We start from the raw sequence: 26,554 nt of genomic DNA, 5'->3' as shown, positions 1-26,554 counted from the left end.
CCTATTGGTTATTCGCCGTCCTGCGGCACCACTTTGCCGATAAACGGCAGGTGGCGGTATTTCTGGGCGTAGTCGATACCCACACCTACCACGAACTCGTCAGGAATTTCAAAACCGATCCAAGCGACATCTACCTTCACTTCGCGACGTTCAGGCTTGTCCAGCAGGGTACAGATACGGATAGAGTTTGGCTCACGCAGCGCCAGGATTTCACACACTTTGTTCAGCGTATTACCTGTATCGATAATATCTTCGATCAGCAGGACATCCTTACCTTTGATGTCGTCATCCAGATCTTTCAGGATACGTACATCACGGCTGCTTTCCATGGTGTTGCCATAGCTTGATGCGGTCATGAAGTCGACTTCATGCGGCAGTTCAATGGCACGGGCCAGGTCAGCCATGAACACAAAGGAGCCGCGCAACAGGCCAACCATTACCAGGTTTTCTGAATCTTTATAGTGTTCTGTGATCTGCTTTCCTAGCTCTTTAACACGTGCCTGAACGTCCTGCTCAGAAATCATTACTTCAATAGTGTGTTTCATTTTATTCTCCATCAGTCCGACCGTCTTCGTCGGCTGTCGGCTTGCGGTAAAACGGACGCCTATTCTAGCATTCCTTCAATTGTAATGGTTATTTTATCCGCCCTGTCAATGATATGATACACATTGATTAAAAACTGGTTTGAATACAACCGATTGCTCCTGTAAAGTTATCCCGCAAGAACAAATGATAACCAAAACAAATACTTTGGAGCTAGGGAATCAGTGATATGGATACCATCCTAAAAAAAACCAGAACACGCCTGTCACCGGAAAAAAGGAAGGAACAACTACTCAACTTTGCTATGGACGTTTTTGCCCGTCGCGGCATCGGTCGTGCCGGGCACGCTGATATTGCGGAAATGGCGAATGTCTCGGTCGCGACGGTATTCAATTACTTTCCTACCCGCGAAGCACTGGTTGAAGAAGTACTGGGACAAGTGGAACAATGCTTCAAGTCCATGCTGGCCGAGTCGTTTGACAACGACCAGCCGTTCCAGGCGCAACTGACTCAGATCTCCCATCGACTGATCGACGAAGTGATCGAGCAGCAGGACTGGGTCAAAGTCTGGTTCGAGTGGAGCACTTCAGTTCGCGACGAGATCTGGCCACAGTTTGTCAGTAACAACCAACAGAATTTTGCCTTCATCTCTGAACAGTTTGAAGCCGCGAAGATTGACGGTGTCCTGTCTGGTCAGGAGCGAGCCTGGCAGTTTCAGGGCCTGTGCTACGTGCTGTACCTGCAGACCAATATTAATCCGGATCGCGATGCAATGCAGGAAAAAGCCACCCTGCATATCCAGGCACTCCTGGAAAAATAATCCAAACCAATCAGGCCGGCAATATGCCGGCCTGATTATTTAGCGCCAAAGGCTATCTCTGTCCTGCTGCTCGGCATAATCCAGTACTAAGCCGCTGCACCAGGTTCAATATCAAAAACCCTGCGCTAGCAGGCAGAGGCAAACACCACCGGCTCATGAGGCTCAACACTGACTTCTACCCGCTCACCCATCTGCAGAATCAGGTGAGAGTAGACCATCAGGTGGTGTCCCTGATAATCGACGGTATACCGGCAGCTGTCTCCCATAAACAGCTGATCAATGATCACCCCGGCACCTTCTGCTGCCGGTATCACCTTCAGATTCTGAGGGCGCAGCAACCATTCCACGTTGCTGCTGCCCGCTTCCATCATGATCGGGCTGCCGACATTAATCGGGCCAAACGGGGTGGCAAGCGTTTTGTCATTCCCCATGGTCACCGGCAGATAGGTACCGGTTCCGAGAAACTCCGCCACAAACCGGCTGCTCGGTCGGTAATACAGCTCTGTGGCAGAACCAAACTGCTCGATCACGCCGTGGTTCATCACCGCCATCCGATCGGCAAACACAAACGCTTCCTCGCGGCTGTGGGTCACGAAAATAGCTGTCACACCCTGCGCTTTAAAAATCCGGCGAATTTCACGGATCAGGCTGTAGCGCACCTGGGTATCAATATTTGAAAACGGTTCATCCAGCAGGATCAGATCCGGTTCGCACGCCAGGGCCCGGGCAATCGCCACCCGTTGTTGCTGACCACCTGACAGCTGATGCGGATAGCGATCATCCAGTCCGCTCAGGTGCACCAGTTCCAGCATGTCCTGCACCTTGCTCTGAACCCGGGCTTTGTCCCAGTTTCTCAGGCCGAAGGCGATGTTCTCCGCCACCGTCAGATGCGGAAACAGGGCGTAATCCTGGAAGATCATGCCGATGTTGCGCTTCTCCGGCGGCAGCCAGGTTTTGCCATCAGCGATCACCCGACCGTTAATGTGAATCTCACCGCTGTCGAGCGGCAGCAGACCGGCAATAGCTTTGAGCAGGGTCGTCTTGCCACAGCCACTGGCCCCCAGCAGACACACAATTTCGTTGTCCTGAACCGGCAGCGACAAATTCTCCAGCACGGCCTGACCATTGTACTTACAGGTCAGGTTGGTTACGGATAATGCATGACTCATCAGTGTTTCTGCTCCAAAGAACGGTTAACCATCACCAGTGGGATCAGGCCAACAATGACCAGTAGTATCGCCGGCAGAGCGGCCATCTCCAGCTGCTCATCAGACGCGAAATTGAATACGTAGGTTGCCAGCGTCTCAAAATTAAACGGGCGCAACAGCAGCGCGGCATTGAGCTCTTTCATCGACTCAATGAACACCAACAGACCGGCAATCAGGCAACCGCGGCGGATCAGCGGCAGGTGAACCCGACGCAGCATCTGTATCGAGGCATACCCCATAGTCTTGGAAGCCATATCCAGTGACGGCGGAATCTTGGCTAGGCTGCTTTCAATACTGCCGACAGCCACCGCAGCAAAACGCACCACAAAGGCAAAAATAATGGCAAACATGGTGCCGGAGAACACCAGCCCAGGACGCCCTAAACCGAGCGCGATTGTCGTATCATTAAGCAAGTGGTCAGCCCCCGTCAGCGGAATCATCACCCCAATTGCCAGCACTGTGCCCGGCACCGCATACCCCAGCGAGGAAATCCGCGACGGCACAACCGTGGTACGGCGCCCGTCAAGACGGCGGTAAAAGTTAAAGATCAAGGCCAATACGACGGCAACAGCCGCTGCCATCAACGACACTTTCAGGCTGTTCAGACCGTATTGCTGAAATTCCGGCGTCCAGCTTGCAGCAAAGTAATGCCAGGCGTAATAGCTCAGTTGCAGCAGCGGCAGGACAAAGGCAAAAGCGACCAGTCCCCAGCACCAAATCACCGCGACCCACTTTTTCACGCCGCTGAGCGGGTAACGAATGTCATCACCGTGTTCAAACTCCTGCTGGAACAACTTCTGCTTACGCCGACTGAACCGTTCGGCACTGATCAGCAGGAAGATCGCCAGCAGCATAATGGCGGAAATTTTCGCGGCAGCATTGAGGTTGGAGTAACCCAGCCAGGTATCGTAAACCGCGGTGGTCAACGTGTTCACGGCAAAATAGCTGACCGTACCAAAGTCCCCCAGGGTTTCCATGGCCACCAGCGACAGGCCGACCGCAATGGACGGGCGAGCCAATGGCAAAGAAATACGGCGGAAACTTTCCCACGGTGAGCAGCGCAGCAGACGAGCTGATTGCAGCAGGCTGGTGCTCTGCTCCATAAACGCTGCCCGTGCCAGAAGATAAATGTAGGGATACAACACCAGAGCCAGTACCAGACTGGCACCGCCCAGAGAGCGGATATCCGGAAACCAGTAGTCCTGGTAATTCTGCCAGCCAAACCAGTCACGCAGCATAATCTGCACCGGCCCGGCATAGTCCAGCCAGTCCGTGTAGATGTACCCGACAATGTAGCCCGGCATGGCGAGAGGCAGTACCATCGCCCACTGCAGCACCCGCTCCCCCGGAATCCGGCACATCGCCATGATCCAGGCCGCAGGCAAGCCAAACAGCAAGGCCAGCAAGCTGGTACTGACCACCAGCAGGAAGGTATTAGTGGTATAGGTGGCCATCACCGTGTCCATCAGGTGAGAGAAGACTTCATCGCTCTCACCGGCTGCGGTGTAAAAAATGGCCAGAATAGGCAAAACCAGCAGCAGGGAAAACACCCAGCCACTGGTTTGCCAACAAAGATATCTTTCTTTCATTGCTTACAACTTAGTACCTTTTGCAACTTAACCCTGGTACGACGCCATACCACTGTCAGAGCCTGATAAATCCTTTCTCTGAGTAGGGAAGTGAAGCTACCACAAGTCATTGGAAAAAGTACAAGGATCTAAGGATTTTTCATTCGTTTTCCAACATCAAGCCAGATTGTCTGCTCCCCGATCCTTAAACAAAAATGGGGCCTGTGGCCCCATTTTTTGGTGTATTACAGGTCGAATTTCACTTCGTCCATCAGCTTGATGGCGGCAGTGTGGTATTCAGCCACTTTTTCCAGTGACAGCGTATCGGACTTGAAGTCACCCCATGAAGCTACCAGCTCAGAGCGCGCTACGCCTTCTTTAACCGGGTATTCGTAGTTCACTTCTGCATACATGTGCTGGGCTTTGTCGCCTGTCAGGAATTCCATCAGCTTCTGCGCGTTAGCTTTGTTTGGCGCGTATTTAGCCATTGCCATGCCACTCACGTTTACGTGTGTGCCGTTTGCTTGCTGGCCTGGGAAGTTGATGTATACCGACTCTGCCCATGCTTTCTGGCTCTCATCGTTCAGCATGTTACCCAGGTAGTAGCTGTTACCGATTGCCAGGTCACACAGACCTTCTTTCACCGCTTTAACTTGCGCACGGTCGTTGCCTTGTGGCTTACGCGCCAGGTTCGCTTTCACGCCTTCCAACCAGGTTTTTGTTTCTGCTTCACCGTAGTGAGCAATCATCGAAGAAACCAGCGAGATGTTGTAAGGGTGCTTACCTGAACGCGTACAGATCTTGCCTTTCCACTCCGGCTTGGCCAAATCTTTGTAATCAAATTCCGCTGGCAGTTTGCCCACACGGTCACGAGACGAATACACGTTACGTGCACGCATAGTCAGCGCAAACCACTCGTCTTCGTTATCACGGAACTGAGCCGGAACATTTTGCTCAATCACTTTGCTGTCAACGGACTGAACCAGCTTCTTGTCTGCCAGTTCAACCAGACGGCTGATATCTGTTGTCAGAAGGACATCGGCCGGGCTGTATTCGCCTTCCTGCTGCAGTTTCTCTGCCAGACCTTCTTTTGCAAACTTCACGTTTACTTTGATACCGGTCTCTGCAGTGAACTCTTTGAACATAGGTTCAACCAGGAAAGGTTGACGGTAAGAATAAACGTTCACTTCTTCCGCCGCCATTGCCGCCTGAGGAGCAGCCAGACCCAATAGAATTGCCGATGCCAACAGCTTTTTCATTTTTACTTCCCTTAAACGCAAAATAGAATGATAACAGTTATCAGTTTCGCTCAATTATACTGTAGCAGTTCATCAATACAATGCGTCATTGCCGTTGAGATAAAAAAAACGCTGCCTTATTGGCAGCGTTTTTTGTAAAGTTGTGATCTATATATATGTTAACTATTTCACACTGACAAACTCTGGGTAGGCATCGATACCACAATCGTGTACATCCATCCCTGCCAGCTCTTCTTCTTCGGTCACGCGAATGCCCACGGTATATTTCAGTGCCGCCCAGACACCCAGACTGGTCGCAAATACCCAGCCGAAAATCACCGCCGCGCCCAGCAACTGTGAGCCAAAGCTGGCATCGGCATTACTAAATGGCACCGCCATCAGGCCAAAGAAGCCACACACACCGTGGACCGAAATCGCCCCTACCGGGTCATCGATTTTCACTTTATCCAGACCAATGATGCTAAATACCACCAGTGAACCAGCCACTACCCCGATAATCACTGCCGCCATTGGTGACGGTGACAGCGGGTCTGCCGTGATGGCAACCAAGCCAGCCAGCGCCCCATTGAGAATCATGGTTAAATCCGCTTTGCCCCACGTGGTTTTACACACCGCCAGTGCCGCAATCGCACCCGCGGCCGCCGCGGCATTGGTGTTGAGGAAAATTTTCCCGACAGCGGTGGCGTTTTCAAAGTCAGACAACATCAGCTGTGAACCGCCGTTAAAACCAAACCAGCCGAACCACAGGATGAAGGTCCCCACTGTCGCCAGCGGCATATTCGAACCCGGGATCGGGTAGATCTCGCCGTTCTTACCGTATTTCCCCTTACGAGCGCCCAGCAGCAGTACCCCGGCCAGCGCTGCAGCCGCACCCGCCATGTGGACGATGCCAGAGCCGGCAAAGTCGCTGAAACCGGCTTCAGACAGGAAGCCACCGCCCCAGGTCCAGTACCCTTCCATTGGATAGATAAAGGCCGTCAGAATGACTGAGAAAATGAGGAACGACCACAGCTTCATGCGTTCAGCAACGGCACCGGATACCACCGACATCGCCGTCGCGACAAACACTACCTGGAAGAAGAAATCCGATTCCAGCGAGTGATCAGCTCCGTCCGCCTGAGTGCCGATCAATGTGCCGAACGTAGGCAGCCAGCCACCTTCCCCGTTGTCGACATACATCATGTTGTAACCGACAATCAAGTACGTGGTGCAGGCAATCGCGTACAGACAGAAGTTCTTGGTCAGGATTTCGGTGGTGTTTTTCGACCGCACCAGCCCTGCTTCCAGCATGGCAAACCCGGCGGCCATCCACATCACGAGGGCACCTGACATTAAGAAGAAAAAGGTGTCGAGCGCATAACGCAGCTCGGTAACGGTAGTTGATAATTCCATAATCTTTGTCCCCTACTTCAATCCTGTTTGTTATAAGGCTTCTAAATCAGTTTCCCCGGTACGGATGCGAACCGCATGCTCCAGGTCGTACACAAAAATCTTGCCGTCGCCAATCTTGCCGGTCTGGGCCGCCTTGGTGATCGCCTCAATAATGGCTTCCATGTTGTCAGCCTGAGTCGCGATCTCCAGCTTTACCTTTGGTAGAAAGTCGACCTGGTATTCCGCGCCACGGTACAGTTCGGTGTGGCCCTTCTGCCGCCCGAACCCTTTCACTTCCGAGACCGTCATCCCTTCGACGCCGACATCAGCCAGTGCCTCACGAACATCATCGAGCTTGAACGGTTTAATGATTGCGCTAATTATTTTCATTGCCTGCTCCTCAATTCAGAATTCCTTCTCAGTCACCACTGATGAATAAACAAGCACTGTGCCAATTTTTTTATTCCTTAATTTTCATTAACTTGCTAAATATCCGTACCAAAATGCAAAAAGGGCCGCACCAATTGGGTGCAGCCCTTTCACTAAAACGAAGCAAATTTGCTCTTAGAACAGCATAATGACCTAAAAACGGGTCACAAATGCACGCCAGGCTTGCAGAGCCTGCTCAAAATCTTCAAATCCGCAGATGGCTACGGCTTCTTCATCATAAAAATCCATGTTTTCTTCCAGCTCAGTATCGTCTTCAGAAAACAGGTAGTTAGCCTGAATCAGCGCTTCATTTTCCTGCAGGCTGAGGGTCAGCTCCTCACCAATCCGCCGCCATTCCCGGGTGCTGTTTTTTAGTGCACCAAGCTGGGACACCACCTCGTCCATCAGTGCGAAGTTTTTGCCCACCTCCTCCGTCAGCCAGCGCCCCAGCGCCTCGTGGCCCATTGAGAAGTTGGCATGATAGCTACCATCCAGGGTATTTTTCTTAAACTCGTAATCCATAGCTATCCTCTTTCACTCATTCGTTCATCTTGGTGATACACTGGCGACCAATAAGATGGCTGCACTGTCACAGACAGCCGCACGCCGGAGCGCACATTGTCAGGATCTGATTCAGAAATGCAACTCAATGCCACACTGGCCCGTCAAATTGTCGAGCGGGCGATGAAAATCATTCGCTACTCTGTCAACGTGATGGATGAGTATGGCCGGATCATCGGGTCCGGCGATCCGACCCGCCTGAACCAACGCCATGAGGGTGCAATCCTTGCCATCAATGAAAATCGGGTGGTCGAGATCGATCCGGGGACTGCGCAGCAACTCAAGGGCGTTAAACCCGGTATCAACCTGCCGATCGTGTTTCAGCACCGGGTGATCGGCGTGGTGGGGATCTCCGGCGAGCCCGACAAAGTGCGCAACTACGGTGAGCTGGTCAAAATGACTGCCGAGCTGATCATCGAGCAGGAAGCCCTGATGGCGCAGGTACAATGGAACCAGCGCCACCGTGAAGAGCTGGTGCTGCAACTGATCAACGGCACCGAACTGAGTGAGTCCCAGCGCCTGTCCATCGCCCAGAAACTGGCACTGGATCTGGATCAGCCCCGCGTCGCCGCCATCGTCAAAGTGCTGCCCGCAGAAGGTGCCAGCCTGTCGCTGGAACACCTGCAACGGATGGTTCACCTGCTGGAGCACCCGGAACGGGATAACCTGGTCGGCATCGTCTCCGTTTCCCATAATGAAATCGTGGTGCTGAAACCCATCACCCTGACCTCTGATGGCTGGTCGAAAGCCCGGACTCAGAAACGGCTCGACAAGCTGATGCGTCAGGTTGCCAGAGAACGCCAGTTTTCCATACGGATTGCCATTGGTGACTATTTTCCGGGTCTGCAGGGATTAGCCCGCTCGTACCAGACCGCCAAAGCGACCCTCGAAGCCACGCTTGATGCTACTCCGGCAGCGGCCTTGGATACCACCCGAGTTGTGTTCTATCAGGATCATATCCTGCAAGTCCTGCTTAGCGGCCTGAAACAGGACAGCTGGCGTCATGAACAACTGATGCAGCCAATACAGGCACTGCGCAGTCAGGATCCGCGGGGTGTCCTGATGCGAACCCTGCAGGCATTTTTTGCTCAGAATTGTGATTTGGCGCAAATCTGCCAAACCCTTCATATTCATCGTAACACCCTACGTTATCGCCTGGAGCGGATAGAACAGATAACTCAATTAAAAATCAACAACATAAATGACAAGACCCGGCTATACTTGGCGGTGACCTGTCTCCCCGAAAAACTCTAATTTTGTGCATCTGCACAAATCAACCTTTCTCTTGGCAGGCTTTTTTGTCATCTCGCCTAAAGCCAAACCTGCCGCCCCACAGTACATTCCTGCCTGCTGATAATTTCTTTTTATAATTTTACGTGGAACAAAACATGGCAGAAGTCTCTACCCTCGGGGCATTAGCGGCACTGGTCGTCGCGATATTCCTGATATTAAGAAAAGTCCCGCCCGCTTACGGCATGATCATAGGTGCACTGGTCGGCGGGGTGATTGGTGGTGTTTCGCTGAGCGACACCGTCGGCCTGATGATTGGCGGTGCCCAGGGCATTGTGACCGCCGTCCTGCGTATTCTCGCGGCCGGGGTGCTGGCTGGGGTGCTGATTGAATCCGGTGCGGCAACCTCCATTGCCGAAACCATCGTGAAAAAAGTGGGGGAAACCCGTGCCCTGCTGGCGCTGGCAGTGGCAACCATGATCCTGACCGCCGTGGGGGTGTTTGTGGATGTGGCGGTGATCACCGTGGCACCGATTGCCCTGGCAATTGCCCGCCGGGCCGATCTGTCCAAGATGGCGATCCTGCTGGCCATGGTCGGTGGCGGCAAAGCCGGTAACGTGATGTCGCCGAACCCGAATGCAATTGCCGCGGCCGATGCCTTCAACGTGCCGCTGACATCCGTGATGGCTGCCGGGGTGATTCCCGGTCTGTGCGGCATGGCAGTCGCCTACCTGATCGCCAAAAAACTGGTGAACCGCGGCAGTAAAGTACAAGAGCACGAAGTGGTTGCCGTTGATCACAGCCGCCTGCCAGGCTTTGGTGCCGCCATCGTGGCTCCGTTGGTCGCCATTGCCCTGCTGGCGCTGCGCCCGCTGGCCGGGATTCAGGTCGATCCGCTGATTGCCCTGCCGCTGGGTGGCCTGATGGGCGCTCTGGCCATGGGCCGTTTTCGCGATACCAACCATTTTGCCGTCTCCGGCCTGACGCGCATGGCGCCGGTCGCTGTGATGCTGCTCGGTACCGGAACCCTGGCAGGGATCATCGCTAACTCCGGGCTGAAAGGAGGTCTGATTGATGTCTTGACGGCTTCCGGTCTACCGTCGTACCTGCTGGCGCCAATCTCGGGTGCCCTGATGTCACTGGCCACCGCCTCCACGACCGCCGGTACCGCGGTCGCAGCCGGCGTGTTCAGCCATACCATCCTGGAGCTGGGTGTGCCTGCTCTGGCTGGCGCGGCCATGATCCATGCCGGTGCCACGGTGATGGATCACATGCCGCATGGCAGCTTCTTCCACGCCACCGGCGGCGCGCTGCACATGGACATTAAAGAACGACTGAAGCTGATCCCTTACGAATCTGCGGTCGGTCTGATCATTGCTTTTGTGTCGACCCTGATTTTCGGTGTCTTCGGTTTCTTCGTGTAAGGATAAATGTATGAAAATTGTGATTGCCCCTGATTCTTATAAAGAAAGCCTGACCGCGATGGAAGTCGCTGATGCTATTGAAGCAGGATTCAAGGACATCTGGCCTGATGCACAATACCTGAAGCTGCCGATGGCCGATGGTGGCGAAGGGACGGTTCAGTCACTGGTCGACGCGACCCAGGGCACCATCGTCGAGCACACGGTCACCGGGCCGTTAGGCGAACCGGTTTCAGCGTTTTATGGCCTGCTGGGCGATGGCCGAACCGCGGTGATTGAAATGGCGGCGGCATCCGGCCTGCACCTGGTCGCGCCGGATCAGCGCAATCCCCTGCTGACCACCACCTACGGCACCGGTGAGCTGATCACCGCGGCGCTGGAGCGCGGCGTCGAGCACATCATTATCGGGATTGGCGGCAGTGCCACCAATGATGGCGGGATCGGGATGGCCCAGGCACTCGGCTTTCAGCTGCTGGATGCCGACAACCGCAGCCTGGGGTTCGGCGGTGGCGAACTGGCAGCCCTGAACCGAATCGATACCCAAAAAGTCGACCCGCGTCTGGCACAAGTGAAACTGGAAGTGGCCTGCGACGTCGATAACCCGCTGTGCGGGCCCAAAGGTGCTTCAGCCGTGTTTGGTCCGCAGAAAGGGGCTACACCAGAGATGGTGGCACAGCTGGATGCCAATCTGGCGCACTATGCCGCAGTCATCCAATCTCAGCTTGGACGTGACGTGAAAAATATCCCGGGAGCCGGTGCCGCCGGAGGACTGGGCGCGGCGCTGATGGGTCTGCTGAATGCCAGCCTGCGTCCGGGGATTGAGATCGTCACTGAAGCAGCCGGACTGGAAGCCGCAGTGCAAGATGCAGATCTGGTGATCACCGGTGAAGGGCGTATCGACAGCCAGACCATTCACGGTAAAACCCCGATGGGGGTTGCCCGGATTGCCAAGCAGTATCAGCTGCCGGTTATCGGGATTGCCGGTTGCGTCGCACCGGACTGCCATGTGGTCCACCAGCACGGTATTGATGCAGTGTTTAGTGTGGTACCGCGAGCGATGCCTTTATCTGAAGCCCTGCAGGAAGCCGCGTTCAACGTACGTCAGACGGCGCGCAATGTCGCGGCATCACTTGCTCTGGCCCGCCAGTTTTCGGCCTGAGTCCAGAGGTCCCTGACTCCGACAGGATTCAGGTGCAGCAATCAGCCATAAAAAACGCCTCCGTCTGGAGGCGTTTTGCTAATGATGATTCAAAGCAGTGCTTATGCCGGCTCTTGGAAAATAACCGTGTCCGCTTTTTTGGTGTACTGCTCCATCAGGTGGAAGTTCAGGTAGCGATACGTATCGGCTGCCGTGGCATCGATCTGTTTCGCGTATTCCATGTACTCCTCAACCGTAGGAATGCGGCCCAGAATAGCGCCAACCGCAGACAGCTCAGCCGAAGCCAGGAAGACATTCGCGCCCGTACCCAGACGGTTCGGGAAGTTACGGGTAGAGGTCGACATAACCGTTGCTTTGTCAGCCACGCGAGCCTGGTTACCCATACACAGTGAACATCCCGGAGTTTCAATACGAACCCCGGCACGACCGAAGATGCCGTAGTAGCCTTCTTCAGTCAGCTGATCGCGGTCCATCTTCGTTGGCGGAGCCACCCACAGACGGGTTTCCAGCTGGCCTTTGAATTTATCCAGCAGTTTACCGGCCGCACGGAAGTGACCGATGTTAGTCATACAAGAACCGATGAAGACTTCATCAATTTCTGTACCTTGTACATCAGACAGCAGACGCGCGTCATCCGGATCGTTAGGTGCACACAGAATTGGCTCGTTGATTTCCGCCAGATCGATTTCGATCACGTGAGCATATTCTGCATCGTTGTCCGCGCTCATCAGCTCTGGATTTTCCAACCACGCTTCCATCGCCTTGATACGACGCTCGATGGTACGTACATCGCCGTAGCCTTCAGAAATCATCCACTTCAGCATGGTGATGTTTGACTTCAGGTACTGGGCAATTGAATCTTCAGACAGCTTCACAGTACAGCCCGCAGCACTACGCTCTGCAGAGGCATCAGACAGCTCGAACGCCTGCTCAACGGTCAGGTGTTCAACACCTTCGATTTCCAGGATACGACCAGAGAATTCGTTGATCTTGCCAGATTTCTCAACCGTCAGCAGACCCTGCTGAATCGCGTAGTAAGGAATTGCATGTACCAGGTCACGCAGGGTGATGCCCGGCTTCATTTCGCCCTTGAAACGCACCAGGATAGATTCCGGCATATCCAGTGGCATAACGCCAGTCGCTGCCGCGAACGCCACCAGACCAGAACCGGCCGGGAACGAAATACCCAGCGGGAAGCGGGTGTGCGAGTCACCGCCCGTACCTACGGTATCTGGCAGCAGCATACGGTTCAGCCATGAGTGGATCACGCCGTCACCCGGACGCAGTGAGACACCGGCACGGTTCATGATGAAATCAGGCAGGGTGTGGTGCGTGTTCACGTCAACCGGCTTCGGATACGCCGACGTGTGACAGAATGACTGCATCACCAGATCAGCCGAGAAACCAAGACACGCCAAGTCTTTCAGCTCATCGCGGGTCATTGGGCCCGTGGTATCCTGAGAACCAACGGTCGTCATCTTAGGCTCACAGTAAGTGCCAGGGCGGATACCTTCCACGCCACAGGCTTTACCAACCATTTTCTGAGCCAGGGTGTAACCTTTACCGCTGTCAGCAACACCCGCAGGACGGCGGAACACGTCAGATGTCGGCAGACCCAGCGCCTGACGCGCACGGTCAGTCAGACCACGACCGATGATCAGAGGAATACGGCCGCCGGCACGGACTTCGTCCAGCAGTACATCGGTTTTCAGCTTGAAGGTGGAAACCACTTCATCGCTGTCATGACGACGCACTTCGCCTTTATGTGGGTACACATCAATAACATCGCCCATGCTCAACTTGGACACATCCAGCTCAACCGGTAATGCACCGGCATCTTCCATGGTGTTAAAGAAGATTGGAGCAATCTTGCCGCCCAGTACGAAGCCACCAGCACGCTTGTTTGGTACATGTGGAATATCTTCACCCATGAACCACAGGACGGAGTTGGTCGCCGATTTACGTGATGAACCGGTACCCACAACATCACCAACATAAACCAGCTGGTGACCTTTTTCTTTCAGGGCTTCGATTTGTTTGATTGGGCCGACGGTTCCCGGCAAATCCGGTGTGATCCCTTCACGTTCGTTTTTCAGCATCGCCAGGGCGTGCAGCGGGATATCCGGACGCGACCAGGCATCAGGGGCTGGAGACAGGTCATCGGTGTTGGTTTCACCGGTTACTTTGAACACTGTCAGGGTGATTTTTTCAGCCAGTTCAGGCTTAGACAGGAACCATTCGGCATCCGCCCACGACTGGATCACCTGCTTCGCCGCTTCGTTACCGGCTTTGGCTTTCTCTTCCACATCATAGAAAGAATCAAACATCAGCAGTGTGTGAGACAGAGCTTTAACGGCGATCGGAGCCAGCTCGGCATCGTCCAGCAGAGAAACCAGAGGCTCGATGTTGTAGCCACCTTGCATGGTGCCCAGCAACTCTGCCGCTTTTTCCTTGCTGACCAGCGGTGACTGGGCTTCCCCTTTCGCTACCGCGGCCAGGAAGCCGGCTTTCACGTATGCTGCTTCGTCAACCCCCGGCGGAATGCGGTTTTCAAGAAGATCCAGCAAGAACGCTTCTTCGCCTGCTGGCGGGTTTTTCAGTAGTTCAACCAGAGCGGCAACCTGCTCAGCATCCAGGGGCTTAGGCACCACTCCTTCAGCGGCACGTTCTTCGACGTGTTTACGGTAGGCTTCAAGCACGACATATTCCTCATTGTTGGTTCGGCCGCACTGACCGAACATCCTTGGAAGTGATTGATCTCTCGAACGCTACAATGAGGCGACGGGTGCTGTGCAGACCAGACAGTAGCTGCCTCAATTTTCGTCAAGGGAGACCAAAACCGTCCGCTCAGCATACCAGTTTTAACGTAAAATTAAAATCAGCCCGTTTTTTACAACATTCACAAATTTCGAATAAATATCGAGGGTATTCTCAAAATCCACCTACAATGCCCCGCCAAAAAAGACGTAGAAGGTCTTGTTATTTTGTTCGGTCTGCCCATATGCCAGGATCAACGGGCCAATCGGGGTGGTCATCCCGGTGAATGCACTGCCGGCAAAATACAGCGGCAGATCGCTGATACTCAGGCTGGTGTTGTTGTATACCCCGCCGTATTCCATGGAGCCGCCCAGATATATCGACGATTTAAACAACCCAAAGTCCTGATCCGTCAGGTGATAACGGTATACCCCGGCGGTGAAAAGCTTGTTGTTGCCCGTCAGGCTATTCTTCGGAATACCGGATAGATTTAAAAAACCGCCCAGCTCTTTGGGATCCAGCCGCAATTCAAGATCCGAATCGACCCTGCCGTATTCCGCTTTCCCCATCAGGGTGTGGCGTCCGAACGTGTACGCTCCTTTCCAGGAAGCATCCAGATGAATAGAGGTACCGTTATACTCAATGCCGAAGTTGCGGATGTTGTCGTCTGACGCCGCCAGTTCAATTTCCAGCAGATTCCCCGTTGACGGCAGCATCAGGTTATCCAAAGTATCCAGACTGTAATGCAGGTATCCCACCCTGTTCTCCCGCTTATCCCGGCCAGCATCAGGAAACCCGATGTACTCGGTTTCACCGGTGATGTACCGCATCCCCACCCGAAACTCCTGCCACAGTTGAGGCTGCCAGCCAAACGAGGCATCCAGAGTCACATCGGTATAAGTAGCAGGCAGGAAGTTATCAATAAATTCCAGCTCCGGCTCTTCGCCGAAAAACAGGCGCACGTTTTTATCCGCAATCTTGTACTCCGCCGAAAGCAGGCTGAACCAGTCCTGATTCTGATAGAACGGCAGGTAGAATTCGGTGGCGATGCGCTTGTCAGAGCCGTATTCCAGCTCGGTCCGCCATTCGGCCCCCGCCCGGCTCAAGCCGGTCACATTAAATGCCGCCCCAATAGAGAAATCGGTATTACTTTCAAAATCATCCTCCAGCGCGAAGCGCAAATCGATGAAGTTAGGTCCCCAGCTTTTTTCCCGGACATTCAGAAAAATTGCATTGTGGCCGTCATCATTTTCGATGTGGTAATCGATACGCTCAAACCGATCCAGGGCATACAGGCTGCGAATACTCGACGATAGCTGTTCCGACGTAATCTGCGAGCCGGCTTCCAACTCAAGCCTGTCCAGCAACACATCGTCCGAATAAGCGCTGTTGTTAACCAGACGGATTTCTTCCACGCTGAGCTCGTCGAGATATTGCATGTGACGCCGGCGTTTCTGTTTATGATCGATATAGCGCTGATACCAGGTCGAACGCCCCAACGCGCTGAGTTTGGTTGACTGGGCTTTGGTCTCAATATAGCCGCGCTCAAACGCTAACGGCATTTGAGCAAAGTCGGCAGTCCGGATCCCTTTGATATTCGGCCGGATCAGTACATCCTTATCAGTCAGGGTCTCGATCTGCCGGTTGGCGTTATCACGTACCATGTAGTCGGTCAGCTGATCCATCACCGAAAAGTAGCTGTCCAGCTCATCCCGCTGGCGAAATTCATTACTGATATCCACCGCAATGATGATGTCAGCCCCCATCTCACGTACCACCTGAATCGGCAGGTTATTGGTAATACCGCCATCCACTAACAGCCGATCATTGAGTGCCATCGGCGGCAGTAGGCCCGGAATCGACATACTGGCCTGCATGGCGGCCGCCAGATCGCCGTGATCCAGCACGACTGGCACCAAATGCTCAATATCCGTCGCCACCGCACGGAACGGAATCGGCAGCTGATCAAAGCTGTCAAAGACCGGCAGGTTGCCGGACGTCGAGCGCAGGATCTCTCCCATGGTCTGGCCCTGTACAAACCCTTTCGGCGCTTTGATCTCCCACCAGTCAAACCCGATTTCACTGCTGATCTGGAATCGATCTTCCTGCTGCTTCTCCCTGACCCGCCGCTCGCTGCGCTCAACCCTGTCCTTGTAGCCTTTATCCCAGTTGACGGTGTTAAGCAGCGACTCGATTTCGTCGGCACTCATGCCGGTGGCATACAGTCCCCCTACGTAGGCGCCCATACTGGTCCCGGCAATGTAATCGACCGGGATCTGCATTTCTTCCAACGCTTTCAGCACACCGATATGGGCAGCCCCTTTGGCCCCCCCGCCCCCCAATACCAGACCGATCTTCGGCCTTTCCTGAGACGCCGCCAGGTTGGGGACCGCCGCCTGTACAGCCTGAGTTGCCAACAAACAGGTCGTCAGCAAACAGGTCACGAACATGCAAGTGGCCCACTTACACCCAACGAGTGAACGGACTGGCGCAGCCAGCAATGAGCGTAAGAGAAACAGTGGTTGTAATCGCAGGGTTCGGGTCATTGGCGATGGATTCCATGCTTAACAGCAGGTTCAAAATAAGGGTCAATACAGTCAGTCGGTGATATGCAGCCTCCCAGTCTGAGACGCTGTGACAGAATGTGCCTGCATAACACCGCTCTGCATAATATCAAAATCTCGTTTTCAGCAGATCGGAAGACATTCTCATCGTACCACTGTGTGACATGGTTCAAATTTTAGCCAGCACCGGCCCAGAGAGAGCCCAATGTGAAATACAGCTCGTTTGGCTTGAAACCTTGTTTTCTTGAGACTTTGTTGGCTTGAGACCTGGTTGGCTTAAAACCTTGAGACCACAATGCGTGCTATCGGTTTAACCGGAAGATCTCAGACATAAAAAAAGCGCCCCGAGGGGCGCTTTCAGCAATTCGTAGCGGAAGTGATTCCGAGACGACAATTATTTTTTCTTCTTCACTGCTTTCGGGTTAGGCAGGTCAGTGATCGAACCTTCGAACACTTCAGCAGCCAGACCAACAGATTCGTGCAGTGTTGGGTGAGCGTGGATAGTCAGCGCGATATCTTCGGCATCACAACCCATCTCGATCGCCAGACCGATTTCACCCAGCAGTTCACCACCGTTAGTACCAACGATTGCACCACCGATCACACGGTGAGTGTCTTTGTCGAAGATCATCTTCGTCATACCGTCAGCACAGTCAGAAGCGATTGCACGGCCAGAAGCTGCCCATGGGAACGTCGCTACTTCGTAGTTGATGCCCTGTGCTTTTGCTTCTTTCTCAGTCAGACCAACCCATGCCACTTCTGGCTCAGTGTAAGCAATTGAAGGAATCACTTTAGGATCGAAGTAGTGCTTCTTACCAGAGATAACTTCAGCTGCTACGTGACCTTCATGCACACCTTTGTGAGCCAGCATTGGCTGACCTACGATGTCGCCGATCGCGTGGATGTGAGGAACGTTGGTACGCATTTGCTTATCAACGTTGATGAAGCCACGCTCGTCAACTTCGATACCCGCTTTCTCAGCGTCAATCAGCTTACCGTTTGGTACACGGCCGATTGCAACCAGAACCGCGTCGTAACGTACAGGCTCAGCAGGTGCTTTCTTGCCTTCCATTGACACGTAGATACCGTCTTCTTTCGCTTCAACCGCGGTCACTTTCGTTTCCAGCATCAGGTTGAATTTCTTCTGAATGCGCTTAGTGAAGACTTTAACGATATCTTTATCCGCTGCAGGGATAACTTGATCGAACATCTCAACAACGTCGATCTGAGAACCCAGTGCGTGGTAAACCGTACCCATTTCCAGGCCGATGATACCGCCGCCCATAACCAGCAGTTTTTCAGGAACTTCTTTCAGTTCCAGTGCGTCAGTTGAGTCCCAGATACGTGGGTCTTCGTGCGGGATGAATGGCAGCTCGATTGGACGAGAACCCGCAGCAACGATCGCGTTGTCGAAGTTAACGGTAGTTTGCTCACCGTCAGCACCTTCAACCAGGATAGAGTTAGGGCCAGTGAACTTACCGTAACCGTTAACAACGTTAACTTTACGCATCTTAGCCATACCGCCAAGACCGCCAGTCAGCTGGTTGATAACCTTTTCTTTCCAAACACGGATTTTGTTGATGTCGGTTTGAGGCTCACCGAATACTACGCCGTGGTCGGCCATCGCTTTAGCTTCTTCGATAACTTTCGCTACGTGAAGCAGTGCTTTAGATGGGATACAACCCACGTTCAGACATACACCACCCAGGGTGCTGTATTTTTCGATTAGTACCGTTTCCAGACCTAAGTCAGCGCAACGGAACGCCGCAGAGTAACCAGCAGGGCCTGAACCCAACACCACTACCTGGGCTTTAATTTCTTTACTCATCATGACCTCGTTGTAAGTCTTTTATCCCTTTCAGGCTATCGGGTATGTTCTTCTTTTTGTTTCAGCTGGCCAACGATTTTACAGAGGTGTTAACAAACTGAAAAGTAAATTCCCGGAGCCTGTGAGCTACACAACAGAATCCATGCCTGCTGTTGCAGGCATGGACGTTGCGATTGGATACCTTAAAGCACCAGACGGCGAATGTCAGACAGACAACCGTTCAGGTAAGTGATGAAGCGTGCACCTTCAGCACCATCGATCACACGGTGGTCGTATGACAGAGACAGTGGCAGCTGCAGGCGTGGAGTGAAGTCTTTACCATTCCACACAGGCTTCATTTCAGACTTAGATACACCCAGGATTGCTACTTCTGGCGCGTTTACGATTGGAGTAAACGCAGTACCACCCAGGCCACCCAGGCTAGAGATGGTGAAACAGCCGCCCTGCATGTCAGCAGCAGTCAGTTTGCCGGCACGTGCTTTCTTAGACACAACCATCAGCTCTTCAGACAGCTCGTAGATACCTTTCTTGTTCACGTCTTTGAAGACAGGAACAACCAGGCCGTTTGGCGTGTCTACTGCGATACCGATGTTCACGTATTTCTTCAGAATCAGGCTCTCACCGTCTTCAGACAGAGAAGAGTTGAACGACGGGAACGCTTCCAGTGCTTTAGCAGCTGCTTTCATGATGAACACAAGTGGAGTGATCTTCATGCCAGAGTCATTCTTCGCTTCGATAGCATTCTGCTCTTTACGGAATGCTTCCAGCTCAGTGATGTCTGCGTTATCCCACTGAGTCACGTGAGGGATCATTACCCAGTTACGCGCCAGGTTCGCACCAGAGATCTTCTTAATGCGAGACAGTGGTTTAACTTCAGTTTCACCGAACTTGCTGAAGTCAACTTTCGGCCAAGGCAGCAGACCCAGACCTGCACCGTCGCCTTTGCCAGATGCCGCAGCACCAGACTCAAGACGTTTCAGCGCATCTTTCACGAAGTTCTGTACGTCTTCTTTCAGGATACGGTTCTTACGACCAGTACCTTTCACCTTCGCCAGGTTAACGCCGAATTCACGAGCCAGACGACGAACAACCGGAGAAGCGTGTGAATATTCGTTGTTCTCAACGAAATCACTCGCTGCCGGAGCCGCTGCTTGCGCTGCCGCTGGCGCCGCTGCCGGAGCAGGTGCTGCTGCCGCCGGCGCTGCTGCAACTGGCGCAGGCGCTGCGCCCGCTACTTCGAAGACCATGATCAGAGAGCCGGTAGACACTTTGTCACCCGCTGCGATCTTGATTTCTTTTACTTTACCTGCGAATGGAGCAGGAACTTCCATAGAAGCTTTGTCGCCTTCCACAGTGATCAGAGATTGCTCTTCTTCCACCATGTCGCCAACTGCAACCATGATTTCAGTCACTTCTACTTCGTCGCCACCGATATCTGGAATGTTAACTTCTTTGTCAGCTGCCGCCGCAGGCGCTGCTGATGGAGCTTCAACTGCTGCAGGAGCCGCTGCCGGAGCACCTGAACCTGCTACTTCGAAGACCATGATCAGAGAGCCAGTAGACACTTTGTCACCAGCCGCTACTTTGATGTCTTTCAGAACGCCAGCGAAAGGTGCTGGTACTTCCATAGACGCTTTGTCGCCTTCCACAGTGATCAGTGACTGCTCTTCTTCGATGCTGTCACCGATAGCAACCATGATTTCAGTCACTTCTACTTCGTCGCCACCGATATCCGGTACGTGAACTTCTTTCAGTTCAGAAGTAGCAGGAGCCGCTGCTGCTGGAGCAGGTGCAGCTGCTGGAGCTGCCTCTGCCGCAGGAGCAGGTGCAGCAGCTGCTGCACCCTCGGCTTCGAAAATCATGATTAGAGAACCGGTAGAAACCTTGTCGCCTTCTGCAACTTTGATTTCTTTAACGATACCCGCCTGAGAAGCTGGCACTTCCATAGAAGCTTTATCGCCTTCTACAGTGATCAGAGACTGCTCTTCTTCAACCTTGTCGCCAACGCTTACAAGGATTTCAGTTACTTCAACCTCATCCGCACCGATGTCAGGTACATTAATTTCGATTGCCATTGTTTCTATGCCTCTTACGCGTATAGCGGGTTGATCTTGTCAGCGTCGATGTCGAATTTCTTGATTGCTTCAACAATCACAGATTTCTCAACATCACCACGCTTAGCCAGTTCAGTCAGTGCAGCAACAACTACGTAGCCAGCGTTAACTTCGAAGTGACGACGCAGGTTCGCACGGCTGTCAGAACGACCGAAACCGTCTGTACCCAGAACCTTGTAAGATTCAGCTGGGATGAATGCGCGAACTTGGTCAGCGTAGTTCTTCATGTAGTCAGTCGCAGCGATTGCAGGCTCAGTACCCATTACAGTTTGGATGTAAGGTACTTTCTGCTCTGCTTCTGGGTGCAGCATGTTGAAACGCTCTGCATCCTGACCGTCACGAGTCAGTTCGTTGAACGAGGTTACTGAGTAAACGTCAGAAGCGATGCCGTATTCTTCGCTCAGGATCTGAGCAGCTTTACGTACTTCGTTCATGATCGTACCAGAGCTCATCAGCTGAACTTTAGACTTGTCGCCCGCGTAAGACTCAAGCTTGTAGATACCCTTACGGATGCCTTCTTCAGCGCCTTCTGGCATTGCTGGCATCTCGTAGTTCTCGTTCATCAGCGTCAGGTAGTAGAACACGTTCTCTTGTTCGCCGTACATGCGACGGATACCGTCTTGCATGATTACCGCAACTTCGTAAGCAAATGTTGGGTCGTAAGAGATACAGTTAGGAACCGTGCCCGCCATGATGTGCGAGTGACCGTCTTCGTGCTGCAGACCTTCACCGTTCAGCGTAGTACGACCGGCTGTTGCACCCAGTAGGAAACCACGTGCTTGCTGGTCGCCCGCCATCCACGCCATATCGCCAACACGCTGGAAGCCGAACATAGAGTAGTAGATGTAGAACGGAATCATCGGCAGGTCGTTTGTCGAGTATGAAGTCGCAGCTGCAACCCAAGATGACATCGCACCCAGTTCGTTGATACCTTCCTGCAGTACCTGACCAGCAGTGTCTTCTTTGTAGTAAGACACAACGCCACGGTCTTCAGGCGTGTACGTCTGGCCGTGTGGGTTGTAGATACCGATTTGACGGAACAGACCTTCCATACCGAAAGTACGCGCTTCGTCAGCAATGATAGGAACAATGTTCTTACCAATGTTCTTGTTCTTCAGCAGGATGTTCAGTGCACGAACGTAAGCCATAGTTGAAGAAATTTCACGCTTCTGCTCTTCCAGCAGAGGTTTGAATTCTTCCAGCTCAGGAACGATGAATTCTTGAGTGAAGTTAGGCAGACGTTGTGGCGTGTAGCCGTGCAGAGCCTGACGACGTGCGTGCAGGTATTCGTACTCTTTTGAACCTTCTTCAAGCTTCAGGTACGGCAGAGCTTTCACATCTTCATCAGAGATCAGGTCTTGCAGACCCAGGCGATCACGCAGGTGCAGAACATGAGTCATGTCCATCTTCTTAACCTGGTGCGCAATGTTCTTACCTTCGGCAGCGTCACCCATGCCGTAACCTTTAACGGTCTTGGCCAGGATTACAGTTGGCTTGCCTTTGGTTTCTTTCGCATTCTGGTACGCAGCGAAGATCTTAGATGTTTCGTGACCACCACGCTTCAGCGCGAAGATCTCGTCATCAGTCATGTCTGCAACCAGAGCAGCAGTTTCTGGGTACTTACCGAAGAAGTGCTCACGAACGTAAGCGCCGTCTTTCGACTTGAACGTCTGGTAGTCACCGTCGATGGTTTCGTTCATCAGCTGCAGCAGTTTACCAGTGGTATCTTTCGCCAGCAGAGAATCCCAGTTGTTACCCCAGATAACTTTAACAACGTTCCAGCCAGCACCTTTGAACAGGCCTTCCAGCTCTTGGATGATCTTGCCGTTACCCATTACCGGGCCGTCCAGACGCTGCAGGTTACAGTTGATCAGGAAGCACAGGTTGTCCAGTTTCTCACGCGCAGCGAAAGAAATCGCACCACGTGATTCTGGCTCATCCATCTCACCGTCACCCAGGAACGCGTACACGCGCTGCTCAGACGTATCTTTCATGCCACGGCCATCCAGGTACTTCAGGAAGCGAGCTTGGTAGATAGCAGAGATTGGACCCAGACCCATAGATACGGTCGGGAACTGCCAGAATTCAGGCATCAGTTTAGGGTGAGGGTATGAAGGAATACCTTTACCGTCGACTTCCTGACGGAAGTTGTCCAGTTGGTCTTCAGTCAGACGACCTTCAACGAAGGCACGTGCATAGATACCCGGAGAGATGTGGCCTTGGTAGTAAACCAGGTCACCGCCGTCCTTCGCATTTGGCGCACGGAAGAAGTGGTTGAAACCGGTCTCGTAGAACGCTGCCGCAGACTGGAATGATGCCATGTGGCCACCCAGGTCTAGGTCTTTCTTAGACGCGCGCAGTACGATCATTACTGCGTTCCAGCGGATAATAGCACGGATACGACGCTCAAGAGTCGTGTCACCAGGATATGCTGGTTCCTGTGCGGCAGGGATGGTGTTGATGTAGTTAGTAGTGATGCCAGTTGGCATATCTACGCCATCAAGACGCGCTTTTTCCATTACTTGCTCAAGCAGGTACTGGGCACGTTCTACACCTTCTTCACGAACGACTGATTCAAGAGCTTCAAGCCACTCTTGAGTTTCTAGTGCGTCCACGTCATTTTTCATGACTTCAGACATGCGATCTATCCTTTCGTTGATAATCTACAAAACTAACAATGTCGCGACTGTTCACTAGCGCCCCAGGCTTATATGAGGGGTACTAATCCAGCCCATCCTTGCGTTGTTGAATACGACGAAGAGAGCGTTCACGTCTGCTATCTTCACGCGATAAATCCAACAAGGTTTCCTCGATATAAGCCAGGTGTGCATGCGATGCTTCTCGGGCCTGCTCCGGCTCGCCAGAAACAATCGCTTGGACAATGTTGGCTCGATGATTTCGCACCTTTTCCACCACCTCAGGGCGACGGTTCAGGAGCTCAAAGTTTTGTAATACGTTTTGCTCTAGCAATGGGGCAAGGCTACGGATGATATGAAGCAGAACCACGTTGTGTGCGGACTCGGTGACCGCAATCAGGTACTGCATAACAGCGGCAGCTTCTGCCGGTAAATCACCTTGCTGCTGAGCGTCCTGTATCCGACCGTGGCAGTCACGGATACGGGTAAAATCTTCTTCGGTGCCTCGCAGGGCTGCATAGTAAGCAGCCAGGCCTTCAAGGGCGTGGCGAGACTCCAGCAAGTCTAGCTGGGTTTCAGGATGGGCGGACAAGAGATCCAACAACGGCTCGGAAAAGCTCTGCCACAGTTTTTCCGTTACAAATGTGCCGCCGCCCTGGCGACGCGTCAGTAAATGTTTGGCTTCAAGACGCTGAATAGCTTCACGAACAGACGGGCGAGAAACATCGAATTGCTTAGCCAGCTCACGCTCAGGGGGGAGCTGCTGTCCCGGAGACAGAATGCCCTCGAGGATCAGATGCTCAAGCTCTTGCTCGATCGCATCAGACAGTTTGGGCTGGCGAATTCGTTTATAAGTCATTTTTTTATTATTTCTTCTGAGTACTTATCGCGCTTCTGGACAGTCTGTGTTCGGACAATTGGTATTACCAATTTAACGATAGCAGCAAAGTTTACAGAAATAATTGAAGATGTCCACCGACAACTTGATGGAAATCATAGAACGAAGGGGGATTTAACAAAAATTTCAAGATATGAAAACTTGTTAAAACAAGATGAAAAATAGTCGTCAACTGACTTGTGGGCAAGGAGCGGCAAGAAAAAAATCAATGGTCTGACCAATTTGATCGGTCACAATCTCGCCACTTCACATCCATTTCACGATTCAATGTCGGCTTGCAGCTTTTGTCGATAAGCCAACCAGTCAAACGCCAGCCCCGGATCGGTTTTCCGTCCCGGAGCAATAAACTCATGCCCGGTGATGCGCTGGCTGTCCAATCGCGGATAGCGGTTTAATAAAACCCGTGTTAACTCGGCCAGAACGTCGTACTGAACCTGGGTATAAGGCAGATTGTCGGTTCCTTCCAACTCAATACCAATCGAGTAGTCATTGCACTTATCGCGTCCGGCAAACTGGGATACTCCGGCATGCCAGGCCCTGCTGTCGAAGGGAACGAACTGGATGATATCGCCGTTACGCCGAATTAAACAGTGGGCCGAAACACGAATGCCTGAAATTGCTTCAAAATAGGGATGATCTGTCGGATTTAACGTCCCTGTAAACAATTGCTCAATGTACGGACCACCAAACTGCCCCGGCGGCAAACTGATGTTGTGCACCACCAGCAGCGAAATATCTGCCGGATCCGGACGCGGATCATGAAAGGGAGAAGGAACATGCCGGACACCTTCCAGCCAGTGTTGTGCGTTAATCGTGAGCATCTGTGCGATCCCGGTTTACCATAATGTCGCAAGGGTAGCGTGAACTGCCGTAAGGTCAAGCACCTGGCTTATTCTTCTTGTTCTTCTTTATATAGAGATGAAGCATTTTTTTACTGCCCAAATTGGCTTAGCTACAAAGCGAACACCAGAACTCCGATCTCCCTCCTAGGATCTCCGGAAAAGCCAAGGTATGATCCTTATATGACCGTCGGCAAGCCCAGACGGCCCCGAAAGCCGCCCAGAACCGTGCTTTCGTTTGCCCAATATATGCTCACTTGTATGGACGTGTAATGACTCAAATGGAAAAGATGCACGACAGCGCGTCGCGCCTGAACTACCTCAAGCAACAGCTTCCGGCCGAAATTACCCGCATGGTCGCCGATACCCTCAGAGAAGATCTCGGTGGCGAGGTTGATCCGAGCCGCGACATCACCGCCAATCTGATCCCGGTCGATAGCCAGGGCGAAGCCACTATCATTACCCGTGAACACGGTATTTTCTGCGGCCAACTGTGGGCGGACGAGGTATTTAAACAACTGGGTGGCGAAGTGGACATTACCTGGCATGTCCAGGACGGCGATAAGGTAGAGCCAAATCAGACGCTTTGCACCCTGCACGGACCATCGCGCATTCTGCTCACCGGTGAACGCAACGCCATGAATTTTATTCAGACGTTGTCAGGCTGTGCGACCACAGTGGCAGCGTATGCCAAGCAACTTGAAGGCACCGGATGCCGCCTGTTGGATACCCGCAAGACCATTCCGGGCCTGCGCAGCGCCCTGAAATACGCCGTGACCTGCGGCGGCGGCTTCAACCACCGCATCGGGGTGTTTGATGCCTACCTGATCAAAGAAAACCACATCATCGCCTGTGGCGGGATTCGTCAGGCGATAGAAACCGCCAAGCAGTTGGCTCCCGGTAAACCGGTTGAAGTGGAAACCGAAAGCCTGGATGAGCTGCAACAAGCTATTGATGCCGGTGCAGACATCATCATGCTCGACAATTTTACCACTGACATGATGCGTGACGCTGTCAAGCTCAACGCCGGCCGGGCAGCACTGGAAAACTCCGGTAATATCACGCTCGACACCATCCGGGAATACGCTGAAACCGGCGTGGACTATATCTCGGTCGGCGCACTGACCAAGCACCTGAAGGCACTGGATTTGTCAATGCGTTTCAAATAATACAGCGTAACTCTTCATAATCTGTTCATACAAAAAGGCAGCATCCGCTGCCTTTTTTGCTTTACCTGTGTGAATAACTTGTTTGACCAGCTTGTTCAGATAAGCAGCCCGTGACCATATCCACACCAATACACCCTTTCCCTGCGCTTTTGTGCACCCTCTATTCCACATACCATTTTC

Annotated in this window: 19 protein-coding genes; 5 read left to right on the top strand and 14 right to left on the bottom strand. The window is 52.9% G+C overall.

The genetic code is table 11. The features are described 5' to 3' along the window. Positions 1-8 precede the first annotated feature (8 nt). Positions 9-545, bottom strand: coding sequence for a hypoxanthine phosphoribosyltransferase (hpt, locus tag FH974_RS02020; RefSeq protein WP_047886924.1), 537 nt, complete (start codon positions 543-545; stop codon positions 9-11). A gap of 227 nt (positions 546-772) precedes the next feature. Between hpt and FH974_RS02015 the strand changes: the two genes are divergently transcribed. Further along, positions 773-1,363, top strand: a complete 591-nt coding sequence (locus FH974_RS02015) for a TetR/AcrR family transcriptional regulator (RefSeq protein ID WP_047886925.1) — start codon at positions 773-775, stop codon at positions 1,361-1,363. Positions 1,364-1,488: 125 nt separating this feature from the next. Here the strand turns inward: FH974_RS02015 and FH974_RS02010 are convergent, their stop codons facing one another. The 6 genes from FH974_RS02010 to FH974_RS01985 form a co-directional block, all read right to left on the bottom strand. After that, positions 1,489-2,532, bottom strand: coding sequence for an ABC transporter ATP-binding protein (locus FH974_RS02010; protein ID WP_047886926.1), 1,044 nt, complete (start codon positions 2,530-2,532; stop codon positions 1,489-1,491). Beyond that, the gene (locus FH974_RS02005; RefSeq protein ID WP_047886927.1) at positions 2,532-4,160 is read right to left on the bottom strand and encodes an ABC transporter permease; all 1,629 of its coding nucleotides are present in this window, start codon (positions 4,158-4,160) and stop codon (positions 2,532-2,534) included. The genes FH974_RS02010 and FH974_RS02005 overlap by 1 nt, the downstream gene beginning before the upstream one ends. 224 nt (positions 4,161-4,384) lie before the next feature. After that, positions 4,385-5,398: a Fe(3+) ABC transporter substrate-binding protein gene (locus tag FH974_RS02000; protein ID WP_047886928.1), complete on the bottom strand. Its 1,014-nt coding sequence runs from the start codon at positions 5,396-5,398 to the stop codon at positions 4,385-4,387. Between the two features lie 162 nt (positions 5,399-5,560). Further along, a complete protein-coding gene (locus tag FH974_RS01995) occupies positions 5,561-6,790 on the bottom strand; it encodes an ammonium transporter (RefSeq protein WP_207103460.1) in 1,230 nt (409 codons plus the stop codon). 30 nt (positions 6,791-6,820) lie between these two features. Continuing rightward, on the bottom strand, positions 6,821-7,159 hold the full coding sequence (locus FH974_RS01990) for a P-II family nitrogen regulator (RefSeq protein WP_047886930.1): 339 nt from the start codon (positions 7,157-7,159) through the stop codon (positions 6,821-6,823). Between the two features lie 192 nt (positions 7,160-7,351). Then, complete coding sequence (locus tag FH974_RS01985) at positions 7,352-7,720, bottom strand: YacL family protein (RefSeq protein WP_207103459.1); 369 nt, start codon at positions 7,718-7,720, stop codon at positions 7,352-7,354. Between the two features lie 117 nt (positions 7,721-7,837). Between FH974_RS01985 and FH974_RS01980 the strand changes: the two genes are divergently transcribed. From FH974_RS01980 to FH974_RS01970, 3 genes are all read left to right on the top strand, one after another. After that, the gene (locus tag FH974_RS01980) at positions 7,838-9,013 is read left to right on the top strand and encodes a sugar diacid recognition domain-containing protein (RefSeq protein WP_047886932.1); all 1,176 of its coding nucleotides are present in this window, start codon (positions 7,838-7,840) and stop codon (positions 9,011-9,013) included. A gap of 134 nt (positions 9,014-9,147) precedes the next feature. After that, positions 9,148-10,413 (top strand): GntP family permease, encoded by a 1,266-nt coding sequence (locus FH974_RS01975; RefSeq protein ID WP_047886933.1) that lies wholly within the window; start codon positions 9,148-9,150, stop codon positions 10,411-10,413. Positions 10,414-10,423: 10 nt separating this feature from the next. Further along, on the top strand, positions 10,424-11,569 hold the full coding sequence (locus FH974_RS01970) for a glycerate kinase (RefSeq protein ID WP_207103458.1): 1,146 nt from the start codon (positions 10,424-10,426) through the stop codon (positions 11,567-11,569). Between the two features lie 101 nt (positions 11,570-11,670). Here FH974_RS01970 and acnB read toward each other — a convergent pair whose 3' ends face one another. The 7 genes from acnB to ampD all read right to left on the bottom strand — a co-directional run bounded on the left by acnB (position 11,671) and on the right by ampD (position 25,187). Next, complete coding sequence (gene acnB, locus FH974_RS01965; RefSeq protein WP_047887025.1) at positions 11,671-14,268, bottom strand: bifunctional aconitate hydratase 2/2-methylisocitrate dehydratase; 2,598 nt, start codon at positions 14,266-14,268, stop codon at positions 11,671-11,673. 243 nt (positions 14,269-14,511) lie between these two features. After that, a complete protein-coding gene (locus FH974_RS01960) occupies positions 14,512-16,872 on the bottom strand; it encodes a patatin-like phospholipase family protein (RefSeq protein ID WP_242551843.1) in 2,361 nt (786 codons plus the stop codon). 412 nt (positions 16,873-17,284) lie between these two features. After that, positions 17,285-18,718, bottom strand: coding sequence for a dihydrolipoyl dehydrogenase (gene lpdA / locus FH974_RS01955; protein ID WP_047886935.1), 1,434 nt, complete (start codon positions 18,716-18,718; stop codon positions 17,285-17,287). Positions 18,719-18,900: 182 nt separating this feature from the next. Further along, positions 18,901-20,793, bottom strand: coding sequence for a pyruvate dehydrogenase complex dihydrolipoyllysine-residue acetyltransferase (gene aceF / locus FH974_RS01950; RefSeq protein WP_207103457.1), 1,893 nt, complete (start codon positions 20,791-20,793; stop codon positions 18,901-18,903). Positions 20,794-20,807: 14 nt separating this feature from the next. After that, entirely contained in the window at positions 20,808-23,471 is a 2,664-nt protein-coding gene (gene aceE, locus FH974_RS01945) for a pyruvate dehydrogenase (acetyl-transferring), homodimeric type (protein WP_047886937.1), read from the bottom strand. Positions 23,472-23,553: 82 nt separating this feature from the next. After that, positions 23,554-24,327: a pyruvate dehydrogenase complex transcriptional repressor PdhR gene (gene pdhR, locus FH974_RS01940; protein WP_047886938.1), complete on the bottom strand. Its 774-nt coding sequence runs from the start codon at positions 24,325-24,327 to the stop codon at positions 23,554-23,556. Between the two features lie 296 nt (positions 24,328-24,623). After that, complete coding sequence (ampD, locus tag FH974_RS01935; RefSeq protein ID WP_047886939.1) at positions 24,624-25,187, bottom strand: 1,6-anhydro-N-acetylmuramyl-L-alanine amidase AmpD; 564 nt, start codon at positions 25,185-25,187, stop codon at positions 24,624-24,626. Between the two features lie 299 nt (positions 25,188-25,486). Here ampD and nadC point away from each other — a divergent pair, with 299 nt between their 5' ends. Continuing rightward, positions 25,487-26,374 carry a carboxylating nicotinate-nucleotide diphosphorylase gene (nadC, locus tag FH974_RS01930; protein WP_047887027.1) on the top strand — a complete coding sequence of 296 codons (888 nt, stop codon included), beginning with the start codon at positions 25,487-25,489 and terminating at the stop codon, positions 26,372-26,374. Positions 26,375-26,554: the final 180 nt, after the last annotated feature.

The organism is Photobacterium ganghwense (genome assembly GCF_017329545.1).
Taxonomy (GTDB): domain Bacteria; phylum Pseudomonadota; class Gammaproteobacteria; order Enterobacterales; family Vibrionaceae; genus Photobacterium; species Photobacterium ganghwense.
This window is presented reverse-complemented; position numbering and strand designations above follow the sequence as displayed.